At 72.3% G+C, this 17455-nt stretch carries 16 protein-coding genes and 1 pseudogene; 13 read left to right on the forward strand and 4 right to left on the reverse strand.

Annotation, left to right across the window (positions count from 1 at the left end; translation table 11 throughout):
• The first annotated feature begins 27 nt into the window (after positions 1-27).
• A complete protein-coding gene (locus tag OG897_RS12960; protein WP_266655884.1) occupies positions 28-219 on the forward strand; it encodes a DUF1918 domain-containing protein in 192 nt (63 codons plus the stop codon).
• Between the two features lie 115 nt (positions 220-334).
• Here OG897_RS12960 and OG897_RS12965 read toward each other — a convergent pair whose 3' ends face one another.
• Both OG897_RS12965 and OG897_RS12970 read right to left on the reverse strand, forming a co-directional pair.
• Positions 335-1852 (reverse strand): glycosyltransferase family 39 protein, encoded by a 1518-nt coding sequence (locus tag OG897_RS12965; RefSeq protein ID WP_266655886.1) that lies wholly within the window; start codon positions 1850-1852, stop codon positions 335-337.
• 117 nt (positions 1853-1969) lie between these two features.
• Positions 1970-2107 carry a hypothetical protein gene (locus OG897_RS12970; protein ID WP_266655888.1) on the reverse strand — a complete coding sequence of 46 codons (138 nt, stop codon included), beginning with the start codon at positions 2105-2107 and terminating at the stop codon, positions 1970-1972.
• Between the two features lie 171 nt (positions 2108-2278).
• Between OG897_RS12970 and OG897_RS12975 the strand changes: the two are divergent.
• The 6 genes and pseudogenes from OG897_RS12975 to OG897_RS13000 form a co-directional block, all read left to right on the forward strand.
• Positions 2279-2725 (forward strand): annotated as a pseudogene (locus OG897_RS12975) (GNAT family N-acetyltransferase); the annotation flags it as partial.
• A gap of 51 nt (positions 2726-2776) precedes the next feature.
• Positions 2777-4324 carry a carboxylesterase family protein gene (locus OG897_RS12980; protein ID WP_323188061.1) on the forward strand — a complete coding sequence of 516 codons (1548 nt, stop codon included), beginning with the start codon at positions 2777-2779 and terminating at the stop codon, positions 4322-4324.
• A gap of 148 nt (positions 4325-4472) precedes the next feature.
• Complete coding sequence (locus OG897_RS12985) at positions 4473-4847, forward strand: nuclear transport factor 2 family protein (protein ID WP_266655890.1); 375 nt, start codon at positions 4473-4475, stop codon at positions 4845-4847.
• 74 nt (positions 4848-4921) lie between these two features.
• On the forward strand, positions 4922-5887 hold the full coding sequence (locus tag OG897_RS12990; protein ID WP_266655892.1) for a hypothetical protein: 966 nt from the start codon (positions 4922-4924) through the stop codon (positions 5885-5887).
• A gap of 119 nt (positions 5888-6006) precedes the next feature.
• The gene (sigJ, locus tag OG897_RS12995; RefSeq protein ID WP_266655894.1) at positions 6007-6951 is read left to right on the forward strand and encodes an RNA polymerase sigma factor SigJ; all 945 of its coding nucleotides are present in this window, start codon (positions 6007-6009) and stop codon (positions 6949-6951) included.
• Between the two features lie 672 nt (positions 6952-7623).
• A complete protein-coding gene (locus OG897_RS13000) occupies positions 7624-9843 on the forward strand; it encodes an NADP-dependent isocitrate dehydrogenase (RefSeq protein WP_266655896.1) in 2220 nt (739 codons plus the stop codon).
• Positions 9844-9920: 77 nt separating this feature from the next.
• Here the strand turns inward: OG897_RS13000 and OG897_RS13005 are convergent, their stop codons facing one another.
• Both OG897_RS13005 and OG897_RS13010 read right to left on the reverse strand, forming a co-directional pair.
• Positions 9921-10688 carry a hypothetical protein gene (locus OG897_RS13005; protein ID WP_266655897.1) on the reverse strand — a complete coding sequence of 256 codons (768 nt, stop codon included), beginning with the start codon at positions 10686-10688 and terminating at the stop codon, positions 9921-9923.
• Positions 10689-10848: 160 nt separating this feature from the next.
• On the reverse strand, positions 10849-11406 hold the full coding sequence (locus OG897_RS13010; RefSeq protein WP_266655899.1) for a MauE/DoxX family redox-associated membrane protein: 558 nt from the start codon (positions 11404-11406) through the stop codon (positions 10849-10851).
• Between the two features lie 176 nt (positions 11407-11582).
• Between OG897_RS13010 and OG897_RS13015 the strand changes: the two genes are divergently transcribed.
• The 6 genes from OG897_RS13015 to OG897_RS13040 all read left to right on the forward strand — a co-directional run bounded on the left by OG897_RS13015 (position 11583) and on the right by OG897_RS13040 (position 17410).
• A complete protein-coding gene (locus OG897_RS13015) occupies positions 11583-12392 on the forward strand; it encodes a siderophore-interacting protein (protein WP_266655901.1) in 810 nt (269 codons plus the stop codon).
• A gap of 117 nt (positions 12393-12509) precedes the next feature.
• Positions 12510-13538 (forward strand): N-acetyl-gamma-glutamyl-phosphate reductase, encoded by a 1029-nt coding sequence (gene argC, locus OG897_RS13020; protein ID WP_266656811.1) that lies wholly within the window; start codon positions 12510-12512, stop codon positions 13536-13538.
• Positions 13535-14689 (forward strand): bifunctional glutamate N-acetyltransferase/amino-acid acetyltransferase ArgJ, encoded by a 1155-nt coding sequence (gene argJ / locus OG897_RS13025; protein ID WP_266655903.1) that lies wholly within the window; start codon positions 13535-13537, stop codon positions 14687-14689. Before argC ends, argJ begins: the two co-directional genes overlap by 4 nt.
• On the forward strand, positions 14686-15651 hold the full coding sequence (gene argB / locus OG897_RS13030) for an acetylglutamate kinase (protein ID WP_266655905.1): 966 nt from the start codon (positions 14686-14688) through the stop codon (positions 15649-15651). Before argJ ends, argB begins: the two co-directional genes overlap by 4 nt.
• Positions 15648-16844, forward strand: coding sequence for an acetylornithine transaminase (locus OG897_RS13035; protein WP_266655907.1), 1197 nt, complete (start codon positions 15648-15650; stop codon positions 16842-16844). The genes argB and OG897_RS13035 overlap by 4 nt, the downstream gene beginning before the upstream one ends.
• A gap of 5 nt (positions 16845-16849) precedes the next feature.
• Positions 16850-17410, forward strand: coding sequence for an arginine repressor (locus OG897_RS13040; RefSeq protein WP_266656812.1), 561 nt, complete (start codon positions 16850-16852; stop codon positions 17408-17410).
• Positions 17411-17455: the final 45 nt, after the last annotated feature.

The following is a 17455-nucleotide window of genomic DNA, read 5'->3' on the forward strand; positions in this document are numbered from 1 at the left end:
GAACCCGACCTCTGGAGGTCAGTGGCGATGCGAGCCAGCGTGGGTGACCGGTTGTTGATGCACGGCAGGATCGTGGGTCAGCGGGACCGGGTCGCGGAAGTCGTGGAGGTACTCGGCACGAACGGACTCCCTCCGTACCGGGTGCGCTTCGAGGACGGACACGAGACAGTCATGTCCCCAGGCCCGGACACAGTGGTACGGCCCCGCGAACGGCCGTAGACCAGCCGCGCGGCCAGCACTTGAGGGGAAGGGGCGGGGAGGGGGGAACCCGCCCCGCCCGGCGGCCTGAACCCCCGCCCCCGCTCACAGCCCTACCTCTCCCCTTGCCCCGCCCTCAGTAGAAGTGCCGCAACCGGGGCCACAGCTCCGACCACCGCGACACCGTTCCCGCGCACACCACCACCGCCGTCCCCTGCTCCTCGTTCTCCACCCCCGCCCCGTTGTCCACCCGCCCCACGTCCTGGCACCCCCGGAAGAACCGCGACGCCCCACCCCCGCTGCCCCGCTGCCGCACCAGCACCACCCGCCCCGTCGCGGAATCCGGCGGCGGCCCCCAGTCCGCGAAGCTCATGTGCCCCGAGTACGGCGCGGGCAGCCCCCGCGCGGGCCCGTACCGTACGAGCGCCCCCGCCTGCCCGTAGTTCTGCGTGAAGACCACCGACGTGGCCCGCTCACCCGGCGGCACCCTCCGCCAGCCCGCCGCCACCGCGTCCGCGAACTCCGGCCAGCCCACCTGCTCGCCCTGCTCCGGGTTGATGCCGTTCACCCACTCCAGCTGGCTCGGGGGCAACACCGGCAGTCCCACCGTCAGACTCATCGCCGCCGTCACCGTCACCGCCCCCACCAGCACGGAGCGCCGCACCCGCCGCGCCCCACCCGCCAGCCACGCCACCGAGGGCGGGCACCCCGCCGCCAGCAGCACCAGCAGCAGCGGCAGCGCGTAGTACGGCTTGCCGCCCGTGCCGATCACCTGGAGGCACAGCAGCGGATACGCCCACGCCACCGCCCGCGCCCACCCCACCCGCGCGTCCCGCCACAGCCGCAGCCACCCCGCCGCGCACACCGGCGCGTACAACGGCGACAGGAACAGCAGCTGCTGCGGTACGAAGAGGAGCCGGTTCTCGGTGCCGTCGTCGGCCACGATGCCGCCCGCCACGGTGAGCTGGGGCCAGCCGTGCTGCTCCTGCCACCACAGGTTGGGCCAGGCGATCAGCACCGCCAGCGCCACCCCCACCCCCAGCCACCCGCTGCGCAGCAGCCGCCGGGGCCCGGCCACCGCGAGGCCGCCGAGCAGCGCGGCGACCAGCATCGCCACCAGGTACTTGTTCTGCACGCCGATCCCGACGGCGGCCCCCATCGGCGCCCACCAGCGCGGGTTCCCGGTGCGCAGCAGCCGCAGGAACAGCCAGCCGATCGCCAGCCACGCCACCAGGTCGTACGTCGCCGTGGTCACGATGTGCCCCACGGCCAGCACGAACGTCGACGTCGCCGCGCACCCGGCGGCCAGGATCTGCGCCCGCCGGTCGCCGCCCAGCTCCCGGACCACGGAGGCGACCAGCAGCACCAGGATCACGCAGGCGAGCGTCCCGGCGACCCGCAGTCCCGCCGGGCTGTCGCCGAAGACGGAGCTGAACGCCCGGGTCAGCAGCGGGGTCAGGGGCGGCTGGTCGACGTACCCCCAGTCCGGACGGTCCCCGGCGACCAGGAAGTACAGCTCGTCGCGGTGGTAGCCGTACCGTCCCGACAGGGCGGTGAGGAGCCCCGCCACGGCGACGCACACGGCGGCGACGGGAACGGTGGCGAAGGAGTGGAGCGCGCGGGACGCGGAGAGGGGCTCGCCCTTGTCGTACACGGCCCGGAGCCTACGACCGGAACGTCCCCGCCAGAAGACCTCGTACCACAACGAAACGGTCAAGTCGGGTGCAGGGGAGTGGGGTTGGGCGTGAGCGGAGTCCCCGGCGGCCCTTCGTCACGCCTGCGCTCCCAGCATCTTCCGGAACAGTCCCCTGATCTCCTCCGTCAGCTCCGGCGCGGGGCCCTCGACGAGGATGCCCGGCACCACCTGCTGCACCGACAGGGCCGTCAGCGGCGGCTCGGGTGCGTTCAACTCACCGAGTCGGCCAATGAGTTGCTCGGAAGGGCTGGCGTACGAGATCCGGCCGAGCCCCACCCAGCCGCACACATCGTGCAGTGCTCGCTGGAGGCGAAATCCCAGTGATCGTAAACGAGGCAGAGGTTACGGTGACGGCTCGCCCAGCAGACGGAGAGACGCCACCGCATGCCGCACACCCCGCCCCACCCGGCCGAGGTCATCGCCACCGACCGCCTCGACCTGATCCCCCTCGCCGCCGCCCACGCCCCGGACATGGCCGAGGTCCTCGACGACCCCGCCCTGCACGCCTTCATCGGCGGGGCCCCGCTCACCGCCGACGCGCTCCTCGCCCGGTACGAGCGGCTGGAACGCGGCGCACCCGACCCCGCCGTCGGCTGGCTCAACTGGGTGGTGCGGCTGCGCGACGAGGACCGCCTGACCGGCACGGTCCAGGCCACCGTCGAGGGCGGCGTCGCGGAGATCGCCTGGGTGACCGGCACGGCCTGGCAGGGACGGGGCATCGCGGGCGAGGCGGCCCGCGCGCTGGCCGCCTGGCTCGCCGCCCGTCCGGGCGTCACCGAACTGCGGGCGCACGTGCACCCCGAGCACCGCGCGTCCCAGAGCGTCGCCCGCGCCGCCGGACTCCTGCCGACGGACGTGCGGCAGGACGGAGAGGTGCGCTGGGTGCGTACCGTCCGTCCGGGCGGAGAGGACGCGGACCGCCCGCCCGCCGTACGTGTGGAGGCGGGACTCGTGCGGGGTGCGCACGCCGCTCCCGGCATCGTCTCCCACCTCGGAATCCCTTACGCCGCACCGCCGTTCGGGCCGAACCGCTTCCGTGCCCCGCAGTCGCCCGCATCCTGGGGCGGCGTCCGCGACTGCATCTCGTACGGCCCCGTCGCCCCGCAGTCGGCCGAACTGCCGGGCGCTCCCTCCTGGAAGCCCGGCGACGAGGACGTCCTCACCCTCAACCTCTGGGCCCCGGAGGGGAGTTCGGCTCTGCCGGTGCTCGTCTGGCTGCACGGCGGCGCGTACAGCTTCGGTTCCTCCGCCCAGCCCGACCACGACGGTACGGTCCTGGCGCGCGCCGGACTGGTGGTCGTGACGCTCAACTACCGGCTCGGCTTCGAGGGGTTCGGGCACCTGCCGGGCGGCGACGAGGCCGGGTACCCGGAGAACCGGGGCCTGCTCGACCAGGTCGCCGCCCTCCGCTGGGTCCATGCGAACATCGCGGCCTTCGGCGGCGACCCCGACCGCGTCACCGTCGCAGGGCAGTCCTCCGGGGCCACCGCCGCCGTGAGTCTGCTGCTGGGCGAGGAGACGCGCGGGCTGGTTCGGCGGGTCATCGCGCACAGCGCGGTCGGGCCGTGCTTCTCCCGGGAGCTGGCCGAGGACATCACCCGTGCGGTGGCTGCGGAAGCCGGTGTTCCGGCCACCGTCCAGGGGCTTCTCGGCGCGTCGCCGCAGGAGCTGACGGCGGCTTCGGACCGGGTGGCCGGGGTCTGGAGGCGGGACGCGGGGGTGGGGCGGAGGTACTACGACCCGGTCCTCTACGGTCCGGTCGCGGACGGTCCGGTCCCCGGTGACGGGCTCCTGCCCGCCGACCCCCTCGCCGTGCACGCCGGAGCCCCGCTCGCCGGAGTGGACCTGCTGGTCTGCCACACCACCGAGGAGTACTGGCTGCTGGATGCGGTCGGGAGCAGCGCCAAGGTGACCACGGAGGCCGAACTCGCCGTTTTCTGCGCCGACTTCAAACTTCCGCAATCCCTCGTCGCCGCCTACCGGGACCGCATGCCCGGCGCCCCCGTCCTGGACGTGTACCTCGCGCTCCTGGGCGACCGGATGTTCGCCGAGTACAGCCATCGCGTCGCCGACGCCCACGTCCGCGCCGGGGGCCGCACCTTCCTGTCCCGCTTCGCCCGTCGGCGTACCGACGCCGACGGCACGCCCCGGGTGCGCGCCTGGCACTGCGCGGACGTGCCCTTCGCCTTCGGCAGCCACCACGATCCCGCCCTGGAATTCCTCATCGGCGGGCCCCCGGACGAGGCGGACGACGCCCTGTCCCGCCAACTGGTGCGTGCCTGGGCCGAGTTCGCGACGACGGGTGATCCTGGCTGGGAGCCGTACGACGGTTCGGACGCGGGTGCCGTACGGATCTGGGGCGCGGTCGCGGCGGAAGGGCCGCCGCGCGAGGCGTGGCGCGAGGTGGCCTCCGGGCTCGAACGCCCCTGACCGGGGGCGGGCGTTACCTCGTTACCTGGGGAGTAATCGACGGTCGGGCGGGGTTGCGAGATCGTGAGGTCGTCGCCGGGGGACAAGCCCGGCGGACAGCCAGAAGCACTCGCCAGCAGTTCACACACGCCGATCAGAGGACACCGCCATGAGCGTCGACTTCCGCACCGCCCTCCAGCACTACTTCGCCGCCTGGAACGCCAGCACGGGCCCCGACGACCTCGCCAAGGCCGTCGCGGTCGCCTTCACCGAGGATGTCGCCTACACCGACCCGGGCACCGAGGTGCGCGGCCACGCGGAGGTCGCGGAGATGATCGCCGGGGCGCACGCCCAGTTCCCCGGCTTCGAGTTCCGGCTGCACGGCGAGCCCGACGGTCACCACGACATCGTCCGCTTCGGCTGGGAGCTGGTCTCGCTGGCCGACGGGTCCGCCCCCGTCGCGGGCTTCGACGTCGCGACCGTCGAGGAGGACGGGCGGGTCTCTTCGGTGAAGGGCTTCCTGGACCGGGTTCCGGGGGCCTGAGCGGGGAGGCGCGTGCACCCGGGGGCAGGTGGGGCCCGTGGGGCTGGCGGGGCGGAAGTCTATGGTTGCTCCCCATGTGGCCAGGAGAGCAGTCGTCGGGGGCAGGACAGCACCCGCCGCACCCGCAGAGCAACCCGTACCAGCAGCACCCCACGCAACCGCAGGGGTACCAGCCGTACGCGCAGCAGCAGACGCAGTCGCAGTCGCGGTCGCCGCTCCCGCCCCCGGGCGGCGGCGGAGACGGGAGCGGCTGGAGCCTCGCCACCCAGCTCGTCGTCGGAGCGGCAGCCGTGGCCGTCGTCGGGTGCGCCGTGACCGGGTTCCTGGTCCTCGGCGGCGACGGCGACGACAAGGTCGTCACGAAGCCCACCGCCACCGCCACCCCCGGACGGACCCCGTCGGCGGACGCGCGGCCCGGCACCGACCGGGGCCCGGCGGCCGAGCCGACGCCGGTCGTCCCCGGCTGGAAGACCGTCGTCAACCCCCAGCTGGGCATCGCCTTCGACGTGCCGCAGGAGTGGGACCGCAAGGCGAGCAGCTGGGTCAGTTACGTCGCCGACGCGAAGGACGAGACCGAAACGCCCCTCGTCGGCTTCACCGCACCCGGGGTCCTCCAGGAGAAGTGGTGCACGTCCGACGACGACAAGGACGGCAACCGCGAGGAGACCGCCCTCGCCTCGGCCGGTTCCCGGGGCGAACGCAAGGCCGCGTCCGCCGCCGACGCGGCCCGCGAGACCGCGCGGCTGTGGCTGTACGGGGCCTACACCCAGCCCGACCGCAGCCGGGCGAACGCGACCCCGGCCGAACCCTTCACCACCTCGTCCGGCATCAAGGGCAGCCTGGCGAGCGCCGCATCCTCGGGCGTGCCCAAGAAGGGCAAGTGCTCCACCGACGGCAAGGTCACGACCTTCGCCTTCACCGGCTCCCGGGGCACGCTCGTCTCCTGGAGCTTCGTCGGGGCGAAGGGCGTGCCCCAGGAGGTTCCGGACGCTACGGTACGCAAGATCGTCGGGACGGTGCGGCTGGTGGGCGCCAAGTAGGGGCGACGGGGCCGTTGTTGGTCCGGCCCGTCACATTCTCCGTGCGGCGATCGTCAAGCAGGTGCGGCCGTACGAGACAGGGCCGCGACCCTACGACGAGAGACACGGGGCCCTCACCCATGGAACCGATACGCAGGGCAGGCAACGGCACCGAAGGCAGCGGCGCGGCGGGCGCGGCCGGGCCCGACTTCCTGGCAGGCCAGTTCGAGGCCAACCGGGACCGGCTGCGCGGTGTCGCCTACCGGATGCTCGGCTCCGCCGCGGAGGCCGAGGACGCGGTCCAGGAGGCATGGCTGCGCCTCGGCCGCCAGGACGCCGCCACCATCGACAACCTTCCCGGCTGGCTGACCACGGTCGTCGCCCGGGTCTGCCTCGACCAGCTGCGCTCGCGCACCTCCCGCCGCGAGGACCCCCTCGACCCGCTCTCCGACACCCACGTCCCCGACCCGATCGTGCGCCGCGACGACGAGGCGGACCCGGAGCAGCAGGCGCTGCTCGCGGACTCGGTGGGCCTCGCACTCCTGGTCGTACTGGAAACCCTGGGCCCCGCCGAACGGCTCGCCTTCGTCCTGCACGACATGTTCGCGGTGCCCTTCGAGGAGATCGCGCCGCTCGTCGACCGGACCCCGGCGGCGACCCGCCAGCTCGCCAGCCGGGCCAGGCGCCGGGTGCAGGGCACGGCCCCCGCGCCCGACACGAACGCGTCCCGCCAGCGCGAGGTGGTCGCGGCGTTCCTCGCCGCCTCCCGGGGCGGCGACTTCGACGGCCTGCTCTCCCTCCTCGACCCGCAGTGCCTGCTGCGCGCGGACGCGGGGGCGGGGACGCCGGGGCTGTCGAAGGTGGTGCGGGGGGCGAGGGAGGTCGTGTCGAACGCGCTCATGTTCTCGCGGGGGGCGCGGTTCGCCCGGCCGGCGCTGGTCAACGGGGCGCCGGGGCTGGTCACCGTGATCAACGGAAAGGTGATGGGGGTCATGGCCTTCACGATCGTCAACGACAAGATCCTCGAACTGAACATCCTCGCCGATCCCGACCGCCTCTCCACCCTGGACGTATCCACCCTCTAATCCCCCACCCCCACCTCACTCCTCCCACCTCTCCCCGCTGCCCCATCCCCCTTTGGCCAGCGGGGGCCGCTCCCTCCTGGCTCCTCCCACCTCTCTCCGCTTCCGCCTCGCCCCCTTGGGCTCCGCCCTCCGCTTCCCTCGCCTCCTTGGGCGGCGGGGCCGCCCCCCGGGGGCGGGACGGGCGGGCAAGGGGGCGGCCCCCCTCGCTCCGGGCCCACCCCGGAGCGCCCCCGACCTGCCCCGATGCGGCCGCACCGCCTGAGAGGGCCCCACCCCGGTGCCGTCCGCTTGGCCTCCGCCGATGGGTGCCGCCGCGCCCGGGTGCGCCTGCGGCGGGCCGCCCCTCCCCACCCCTTCACCTCAAGCGCTCGCCGCGCGGCTGTCCCGCACACGTGCGGGCGCGTTGGGGCTGGGCGCGCAGTTCCCCGCGCCCCTAAAGGGGCGCACCCCCTCCCAGACCCAGCGAAGCCGGGAGCGCCCCCGCGGCGGAGCCGCACAGTGACACAGTCCCGCGCCCCTCAAGGGGCAGGGAGCGCCCCCGCCGCAGAGCCGCACAAGTCGCAGCCCGTCGACCCGGGAGGTCGCGAGGCCGGGAGCCCCACTTCACCCCCACTCCCCCTCACGAGATATCTTGACGTCAAGCAATGTTGCAGACGTGGAGCGGAGTACCCGGTGACTGACTCGACCATCATCTATACGCACACCGACGAGGCCCCGGCCCTCGCGACGTATTCGTTCCTGCCCGTCGTCGAGGCGTACGCCTCCACGGCCGGTGTCACGGTCGAAAGCCGCGACATCTCCCTGGCGGGCCGCATCATCGCGAGCTTCCCCGAGTTCCTGAAGGAGGAGCAGCGGATCGATGACGCGCTCGCCGAGCTCGGCGAGCTGGCCAAGACGCCCGGCGCGAACATCATCAAGCTGCCCAACGTCTCGGCCTCGATCCCGCAGCTGAAGGCCGCGGTCGCCGAGCTCCAGGCCCAGGGCTACGCGCTTCCGGACTACCCGGACGAGGCGAAGACCGACCAGGACAAGGACGTCCGCGCCCGTTACGACAAGATCAAGGGCAGCGCCGTCAACCCGGTCCTGCGCGAGGGCAACTCCGACCGCCGCGCCCCCGCCTCGGTCAAGAACTACGCCAAGGCCCACCCCCACCGCATGGGCAAGTGGACCCCGGAGTCCAAGACCAACGTCGCCACCATGGGCGCCGACGACTTCCGCTCCACCGAGAAGTCCGCCGTGATCGCCGAGGCCGGATCGCTCCGTATCGAGCTCGTCGGCGACGACGGCTCCACCACCGTCCTGCGCGAGTCCGTACCCGTACTCGCCGGTGAGGTCGTCGACGCCTCTGTGATGCGTGTCGCCGCGCTGCGCGAGTTCTTCACCGCGCAGCTCGCCCGCGCCAAGTCCGAGGGCGTGCTCTTCTCCGTGCACCTCAAGGCCACGATGATGAAGGTCTCCGACCCGATCATCTTCGGCCACGTGGTCCGCGCCTTCTTCCCGAAGACCTTCGCCCAGTACGGCGACGTCCTGGCCACGGCGGGTCTGACCCCCAACGACGGCCTCGGCGGCATCTACAAGGGTCTGGAGTCGCTCCCGCAGGGCGCCGAGATCAAGGCGTCCTTCGACGCCGAGCTCGCCGAGGGCCCGGAGCTGGCCATGGTCGACTCCGACAAGGGCATCACCAACCTGCACGTGCCGTCCGACGTCATCGTCGACGCCTCGATGCCCGCCATGATCCGCACCTCCGGCCACATGTGGGGCCCGGACGGCAACGAGGCCGACACCCTCGCGGTCCTCCCGGACTCCTCGTACGCGGGCATCTACCAGGTCGTCATCGACGACTGCCGCGCCAACGGCGCCTACGACCCGTCGACCATGGGCTCCGTGCCCAACGTCGGTCTGATGGCGCAGAAGGCCGAGGAGTACGGCAGCCACGACAAGACCTTCGAGATCCAGACCACGGGCACGGTGCGCGTCGTCGACGCCAACGGCACCGCCGTCCTGGAGCAGGTCGTGGGTGCGGGCGACATCTTCCGGATGTGCCAGACCAAGGACCTCCCGATCCAGGACTGGGTCAAGCTGGCCGTCACGCGTGCCCGCGCCACCGGCGTCCCGGCCGTGTTCTGGCTGGACGAGGAGCGCGCCCACGACGCGCAGCTCATCACCAAGGTCAAGAAGTACCTCGGCGACCACGACACCGACGGTCTGACGATCGAGATCATGTCGCCGGTCAAGGCCATCGCGTACTCCCTGGAGCGCATCCGCCGGGGCGAGGACACCATCTCGGTGACCGGCAACGTGCTCCGTGACTACCTCACGGACCTCTTCCCGATCCTGGAGCTGGGCACCAGCGCCAAGATGCTCTCCGTCGTCCCGCTCATGAACGGCGGCGGCCTCTTCGAGACGGGCGCGGGCGGCTCCGCCCCCAAGCACGTCCAGCAGCTCGTCAAGGAGAACTACCTCCGCTGGGACTCCCTCGGTGAGTTCCTGGCGCTGGCCGTCTCCTTCGAGCACCTCGCCACCACCACGGGCAACGCGCGCGCCCAGGTGCTCGCCGACACCCTGGACCGCGCCACGGGCACCTTCCTCAACGAGGACAAGTCCCCGAGCCGCAAGCTCGGCGGCATCGACAACCGGGGCAGCCACTTCTACCTGGCCCTGTACTGGGCCCAGGAGCTGGCCAACCAGACCGACGACGCGGCGCTCGCCGAGGCGTTCGGCCCGCTGGCCGCGACGCTGGCCGAGCAGGAGGAGACCATCGTCTCCGAGCTGATCGCCGTGCAGGGCTCGCCGGTCGACATCGGCGGCTACTACCAGCCGGACGCCAAGAAGGCCGCGGCCGTCATGCGTCCGTCGAAGACGCTGAACGAGGCCCTGGCGACCCTCGCCTGAGTCTCCGGCTCAGTGTCTGACGCTGCGTCAACAGGACTGCCCCGGACGGTACTTCACCGGACGGGGCAGTCCCGCGTTCAGGCCGCGAGACTCCAGGCGAGGGCCCCCGCCACCGCCACCCCGTACGCCCACACGCCACCCCGCACGACTCGCTCCCGTACGTCCTCGCTCCATGCCGTACGGGCCGCCGGCAGCCACGCCAGGACGGGCAGCACCAGCACCGCGTGCAGGCTGACCCCGTGCAACGGCTTCAGCACGCCCGTCGAGGCGTACGCGTCCAGCTGATGCCCCGTACGCGTCAGGACCACTCCGCGCGCGATCATCGCCGCCCCCGACGCCAGCCCCACCAGCAGGATCGCGAACCCGGCCCGCAGCGCGAGCGGCATCCCGGCGGGCCCGCCCGGCCGCCGCCGGAACGCCGCCACCGCCAGCACGGTCAGCAACAGCACCAGGACCACCCCGCCCACCGCGAGCCCCATGGACACGACCGTGTCGAAGCCGGTCTCCATGTTGAGGTGCGAGGGCCGGTGCCGCCACGCCTGAAGCGTGATCCCGCCGACCTCCAGCACGCAGTCCGCCGCGAAGAGGCCGAGTACCACCGTCCGCGTCCGCTCGCCGATCCGCAGGTACGACGCCACCCACGCCACGGCCATCAGCGTCAGCCCGAAGGACAGGCCGAAGGTCACGGGCTTGCGCCAGGAAACGGGCCCGTTCCACGGCCCGCCGTCCACCGCGAAGACCGCCAGGTGCAGCAGGCCGGACGCGAGGAGCAGCAGGCCGACCAGGAGGCAGGCGCGCTCGACGGGACGCAGGGTGCGGGCGCGGGGAGCGAGGGTCGTCGTCATGACGTACAGCTTCGGCGGGCGCGGCCCGACGGGCGTCGTACCCGAGGAGGCAGCCCTCCTGCTCCTCGGGCAGTACGGTCCCGGCAGTTGCGGTCCCGCCGGTTGCGGTCCCGGCAGTGACGGTCCTGGTGGTCACTGCCCCGGCCGTGCGGCCGCAGTCCTACGAAGCGGCCGCAGGCCGCTGCTCGGGGACCTCGGCCGTCCCCTTGGTGAAGAGCTCGGCCAGGTTGTCGGTGGACAGCACCAGCGCCGCCCCGACCAGTCCCGCGAGAACGGCCCCCAGCACGCCCGCCCAGTGCGTCTGCCCCGGCCCGCCGGTCCGGCAGAGCAGCCCGGCCGCGACCACTGCCAGCAGCGCCGCATTGCGCACCACATGACGCGGGCCGATCGGAGCGGTGGTGGACCCGAAGCAGTTGCAGGACTGGTCCTTCCCCCGCAGCAGGACCCCCGCGATCCCGGCGGTGAAGCCCACCAGCAGCACTCCCGCCACGACGAAGCCCGCCACACCGCCCGGCCACAGCGCCAGCAGCACCGCGGAGGCGCACTCGCCCGCCACCACACCCACCGCGACGCCGGGAGCGATCGCGGCGGGAACCCCCATGTCACGGGTCGCGGTCACGAACGACCGGAACGACGCGGCCGAGAGCAGCTTGCTCGCCGCCGAGGCGACGAACATCGTCCCGACCAGTACGCGGCACGCCAGCACGACGTATTCCACAGGCCGACCTCACTTCCCCCGGCAATTCGGCAGCCGCCATCTAATCTCATGCGCCCCACACGCAACAGGCATCTTTCCGTCAACAAGAACCCCTCCGGCCTTCGTTGACCCAGTACCCGCCCACCACCAGCAATGTTAGGTTTGCCTAACCTAAATGAACCGGGGGAGTGGGCGACATGGCCAAGGACGGTAAGTACCGCAAGCCCGAGCGGCGGGAGTTCCTCGTCCCGCACGTGGTGGCCCGCAAGCAGATCAGCCCCCACTTCGTCCGCGTCACCCTCGGCGGCGAGGCCCTGAAGTCCTTCGTCCCCATGGGCTACGACCAGTGGTTCCGCGTCTTCCTCCCCACCGCCGATGGCGTACTCCGCCTTCCCCGGCGGACCAACGGCCTCTGGGTCGCCGAGTACCTGCTCATGTCCAAGGACACCCGCCCCATCGGCCGCAACTACACCGTCCGTCACCACCGCACCGAGGGCCTCTACGGCGAAGGCCCCGAACTCGACGTCGACTTCGTCCTCCACGAGGACGCCGACGGCACACTCGGCCCCGCCTCCGCCTGGGCCCGCGACGCCTCGCCCGGCGACGAGATCGGCATCTTCGACGAGGGCGTCACCTTCCTCCCCCCGCCCCGCGCGACCTGGCACCTCCTCGTCGGCGACGAAAGCGCGCTCCCCGCCGTCCTCGGCATCCTCGCCTCGTCCCCCGACGACGTCCCGACCGAGGCGTACGTCGAACTCCCCGACGCCCGGGACGCCCAGCCCGTCGACACCCGCCCGAACACCACCCTCCACTGGCTGACCCGGCCCCCCGGTACCCCCGTCGGCGACACGGCCCTCGCCGCCGTCCGCGCCGCCACCCTCCCGGACGGCCCCGGCTACGCGTGGACGGCGGGCGGCCAGCGCCTCGCCACCGGAATCCGCCGCCACCTGGTCACCGACCGAGGCTTCCCCAAGGACGCGGTGACCTTCACCGGCTACTGGCGCTGAGCCCCCGGCTTCCCGTGCCCACTCCGTCGGGGGTGGGTGCGATGTCGTACGCCGCATTCACTCTTTGCATAAAACTGCGTGAGTACGTATAGTCATGCCATCGACGAGGAGGGTCCGATGGTGGTCAGGGCAGCAGTGGCGGGAGCGAGTGGATACGCGGGCGGGGAACTGCTGCGTTTCCTCCTCGTGCACCCCGACGTGGAGATCGGCGCCCTGACGGGCCACTCCAACGCCGGGCAGACGCTCGGCAGCGTTCAGCCCCACCTCGCGCCGCTCACGAGCCGCGTCCTGGAGCCGACCACCGCAGAGGTGCTGGCCGGGCACGATGTCGTCTTCCTCGCCCTGCCGCACGGCCAGTCCGCCGCCGTCGCCGAGCAACTCGGCGACGACGTGCTCGTCGTCGACATGGGGGCCGACTTCCGGCTCGCCGACGCCGCCGACTGGGAGAAGTTCTACGGCTCCCCGCACGCCGGCACCTGGCCCTACGGTCTGCCCGAACTGCCGGGTGCGCGCGCCGCGCTGGAGGGGTCCAAGCGCATCGCGGTGCCCGGTTGCTACCCGACGGCCGTGTCCCTGGGGCTCGTACCGGCGTACGCCGCCGGTCTCGCCGAGCCCGAGGCGGTCATCGTCGCCGCGTCCGGCACCTCCGGCGCGGGCAAGGCCGCCAAGCCGCACCTCCTCGGCTCCGAGGTGATGGGCTCCATGTCGCCGTACGGCGTGGGCGGCGGCCACCGGCACACCCCCGAGATGATCCAGAACCTCAGCGCCGTCGCGGGGGAGCGGGTCACCGTCTCCTTCACGCCGACGCTGGCCCCGATGCCGCGCGGCATCCTCGCCACCAGCAGCGCGAAGGCGAAGCCGGGGGTGACGGAGCAGGACGTACGGGCCGCGTACGAGAAGGCTTACGGGGACGAGCCGTTCGTGCGGCTCCTGCCCGAGGGGCAGTGGCCCGCCACCGCCTCCGTGTACGGGTCCAACGCCGCGCAGATCCAGGTCGCGTACGACGGGGCCGCCCGGCGCATCGTCGTCGTCAGCGCCATCGACAACCTCGCCAAGGGCACCGCGGGCGGCGCGGTGCAGAGCATGAACATCGCCCTCGGGCTCGACGAGTCCACCGGCCTCACCTCGATCGGAGTAGCACCGTGAGCGTCACGGCAGCACAGGGGTTCACCGCGGCGGGCATCGCCGCGGGAATCAAGGAGAACGGCAACCCGGACCTGGCCCTCGTGGTCAACACCGGGCCGCGCCGAGCCGCCGCGGGCGTCTTCACCTCCAACCGCGTCAAGGCCGCCCCCGTCCTCTGGTCCGAGCAGGTCGTCAAGAGCGGCGAGATCGCCGCCGTCGTCCTCAACTCCGGCGGTGCCAACGCCTGTACCGGCCCGCAGGGCTTCCAGGACACGCACGCCACGGCCGAGAAGGCGGCGGACGTCCTCGGTGTCGGCGCGGGCGAGGTCGCCGTCGCGTCGACCGGTCTCATCGGCGTCCTGCTCCCCATGGACAAGCTGCTCCCCGGCATCGACAAGGCCGCCGCCGAGCTCTCCGTGCACGGCGGCGAGAAGGCCGCCATCGCCATCAAGACCACCGACTCCGTGCACAAGACGTCCGTGCACACCAGCGAGGCGGGCTGGACCGTCGGCGGCATGGCCAAGGGCGCGGGCATGCTCGCCCCGGGCCTCGCCACCATGCTCGTCGTCCTCACCACCGACGCCGACCTCGACGCCCCCGCGCTCGACCGGGCCCTGCGCGACGCCACCCGGCAGACCTTCGACCGGGTCGACTCCGACGGCTGCATGTCCACCAACGACACGGTGCTGCTCCTCGCCTCGGGCGCGTCCGAAGTCACCCCGGGCGACGAGGAGTTCGCGGCCGCCGTACGTACCGTCTGCGACGACCTCGCCCGCCAGCTCATCGGCGACGCCGAGGGCGCGAGCAAGGACATCCGGATCGAGGTGATCAACGCGGCGACCGAGGACGACGCCGTCGAGGTCGGCCGGTCCATCGCCCGCAACAACCTCCTCAAGTGCGCCCTGCACGGCGAGGACCCCAACTGGGGCCGGGTGCTCTCCGCGATCGGCACGACGCAGGCCGCCTTCGACCCCGACGCGCTCAACGTCGCCATCAACGGGGTCTGGGTCTGCAAGAAGGGCTCGTTCGGCGACGACCGCGACCTGGTCGACATGCGGTACCGGGAGATCAAGATCACCGCCGACCTCGCCGAGGGCTCCGAGTCCGCCGTGATCTGGGCGAACGACCTCACCGCCGACTACGTCCACGAGAACAGCGCGTACTCCTCATGAGTACCGACAAGGGCACTCCCACGACCGCGCGCAAACACACCGCCCTCCCCAAGGCGCAGATCCTCATCGAGGCGCTGCCCTGGCTGACCCGCCACCAGGGCAAGACCGTCGTGATCAAGTTCGGCGGCAACGCCATGATCGACGAGGACCTGAAGGCGGCCTTCGCCCAGGACGTCGTCTTCCTCCACCACGCCGGTCTCAAGCCCGTCGTCGTGCACGGCGGCGGCCCCCAGATCAGCAAACAGCTCGACGCGGCGGGCATCGTCAGCGAGTTCAAGGCCGGGCTGCGGGTCACCACGCCCGAAGCCATGGACGTCGTACGCATGGTCCTGGCGGGACAGGTGCAGCGCGAACTGGTCGGCCTGCTCAACCAGCACGGCCCCCTCGCCGTCGGCCTGACCGGCGAGGACGCCCACACCATCAGCGCCACCCAGCACTTCCCGCAGATCGACGGAGAAGCCGTCGACATCGGCCGGGTCGGCGAGATCACCTCGATCGACACCGGTGCCATCGAGGCGCTCCTTGCGGACGGCCGCATTCCGGTCGTCTCGTCGATCGCGCGCGCCCAGGACGCCTCGGAGGGCGGCCATGTCTACAACGTCAATGCTGATACGGCGGCTGCGGCACTCGCTGCGGCGCTGGGCGCCGAAACGCTGATGGTCCTGACCGACGTCGAGGGCCTCTACGAGGACTGGCCGAACAGCGACGACGTCATCAGCCGCCTCACCGCCACCGAACTGGAGAAGCTCCTCCCGGAGCTGGCCAGCGGCATGGTGCCCAAGATGCAGGGCTGCCTGCACGCGGTGCGGGGCGGCGTCACCACCGCCCGCGTCATCGACGGGCGGGTCCAGCACTCGATCCTGCTGGAGATCTTCACGGACGAAGGAATCGGCACGATGGTCGTGGCCGACCAGCCGGACGCAGCAGACGCACACGACGCGCAGGGGGAGCCCCAGTCATGAGCAACGCCGACCTCACCGGACGGTGGCAGAACGCCCTCACCGACAACTACGGCACCCCGAAGCTCGCCCTCGTCCGAGGCGAAGGCTCCACCCTCTGGGACGCCGACGGCAAGGAATACGCCGATTTCGTCGGCGGCATCGCGGTCAACGCCCTCGGCCACGCCCACCCCGCGATCGTCGAGGCGGTCTCCCGCCAGATCGGCTCCCTCGGCCACGTCTCCAACCTCTTCGTCGCCGAGCCCCCCGTCGCCCTCGCCGAGCGGATCATCGAGCTCTCCGGTCGTCCCGGCAAGGTGTACTTCTGCAACTCCGGCGCCGAGGCCAACGAGGCCGCCTTCAAGATCGGCCGCCTCACCGGCCGCACCCACATGGTCGCCACCACCGGTGGCTTCCACGGCCGCACCATGGGTGCCCTGGCCCTCACCGGCCAGGAGGGCAAGCGCACGCCCTTCCTCCCGCTCCCCGGCGACGTCACCCACGTACCGTACGGAGACGTGGAAGCCCTCCGCGAGGCCGTCACCGAGGACACCGCGCTCCTGATCATCGAGCCGATCCAGGGCGAGCTCGGCGTCGTCGTGCCCCCGCCCGGCTACCTCGTGGCGGCCCGCGAGATCACCCGCGCCACCGGCACCCTCCTCGTCCTCGACGAGATCCAGACCGGCACGGGACGCACCGGCCACTTCCTCGCCCACCAGGCCGAAGAGGGCATCGACCCGGACCTCGTCACCCTCGCCAAGGGCCTCGGCGGCGGCCTCCCGCTCGGCGCGACCGTCGCGTACGGACCGGCCGCCGACCTCCTGATGCCCGGCCACCACGGCTCCACCTTCGGCGGCAACCCCGTAGCGTGCGCCGCCGGACTCGCCGTCCTGGAGACCATCGCCGCCGACGGTCTCCTCGACGCGACCAAGCGCAAGGGCGAGAAGCTGCGTGACGGAATCCAGTCACTCGGACACCCGTTGGTCTCCCACGTCAGGGGTGCGGGCCTGCTCCTGGGTATCGTCTTGTCCGAGTCCCTCGCTCCCCAGGTGCAGCAGGCGGCTCAGGACGCCGGTTTCCTGGTGAACGCGCCCGCCCCCGATGTCGTACGGCTCATGCCCGCCCTGACCATGGGCGACGACGTGGTGGACGCGTTCCTCCAGGCCCTTCCCGGCGTTCTCGACACGGCACACGGGGACCAACGATCCGGAGAATGACGCAGATGACCGAGGCGCAGGCGCGGGACAACGAACACGGCGGCAACGGGGGCAACGGCGGTCCCGCCGTACCCCAGACCCGGACCGCGCGCCACCGCCGGATCGTGGACATCCTCAACCGGCAGCCGGTGCGCTCGCAGAGCCAGCTCGCCAGGCTCCTCAGCGACGACGGGCTGAGCGTCACCCAGGCGACGCTCAGCCGCGACCTCGACGAGCTCGGCGCGGTGAAGATCCGCAACACCGGCGGCGAGTTGATCTACGCGGTCCCCAGCGAGGGCGGCTTCCGCACCCCGCAGGCACCGCTCGGGGAGTCCGCGAAGGAGGAGCGGATGAGCCGCCTCGCCGCAGAACTCCTGATCTCCGCCGAAGCCTCGGCCAACCTCGTCGTGCTGCGCACCCCGCCCGGCGCCGCCCAGTTCCTGGCCTCGGCCATCGACCAGGCGGAGCTGCGCGCGATCCTCGGCACCATCGCGGGCGACGACACGCTGATGCTGATCAGCCGCGACCCGGCGGGCGGCCAGGCCCTGGCCGACCACCTGCTGCGCCTCGCGCAGAAGGAGCGGTAGAAGGAGCGGTAGAGGGAGCGTTCGTCAGCCGTCGGCCTGGCTGTC

The organism is Streptomyces sp. NBC_00237 (assembly GCF_026342435.1).
GTDB lineage: Bacteria > Actinomycetota > Actinomycetes > Streptomycetales > Streptomycetaceae > Streptomyces.

Bases quoted from the DNA above. Each gene is read 5' to 3' on its own strand.
- argC (WP_266656811.1), top strand. From the start codon at position 12,510: ATGGTGGTCAGGGCAGCAGTGGCGGGAGCGAGTGGATACGCGGGCGGG.
- OG897_RS13035 (WP_266655907.1), top strand. From the start codon at position 15,648: ATGAGCAACGCCGACCTCACCGGACGGTGGCAGAACGCCCTCACCGAC.
- OG897_RS13040 (WP_266656812.1), top strand. From the start codon at position 16,850: ATGACCGAGGCGCAGGCGCGGGACAACGAACACGGCGGCAACGGGGGC.
- OG897_RS12960 (WP_266655884.1), top strand. From the start codon at position 28: ATGCGAGCCAGCGTGGGTGACCGGTTGTTGATGCACGGCAGGATCGTG.
- OG897_RS12985 (WP_266655890.1), top strand. From the start codon at position 4,473: ATGAGCGTCGACTTCCGCACCGCCCTCCAGCACTACTTCGCCGCCTGG.
- sigJ (WP_266655894.1), top strand. From the start codon at position 6,007: ATGGAACCGATACGCAGGGCAGGCAACGGCACCGAAGGCAGCGGCGCG.
- OG897_RS13005 (WP_266655897.1), bottom strand. From the start codon at position 10,688: ATGACGACGACCCTCGCTCCCCGCGCCCGCACCCTGCGTCCCGTCGAG.
- OG897_RS12990 (WP_266655892.1), top strand. From the start codon at position 4,922: ATGTGGCCAGGAGAGCAGTCGTCGGGGGCAGGACAGCACCCGCCGCAC.
- OG897_RS13015 (WP_266655901.1), top strand. From the start codon at position 11,583: ATGGCCAAGGACGGTAAGTACCGCAAGCCCGAGCGGCGGGAGTTCCTC.
- argB (WP_266655905.1), top strand. From the start codon at position 14,686: ATGAGTACCGACAAGGGCACTCCCACGACCGCGCGCAAACACACCGCC.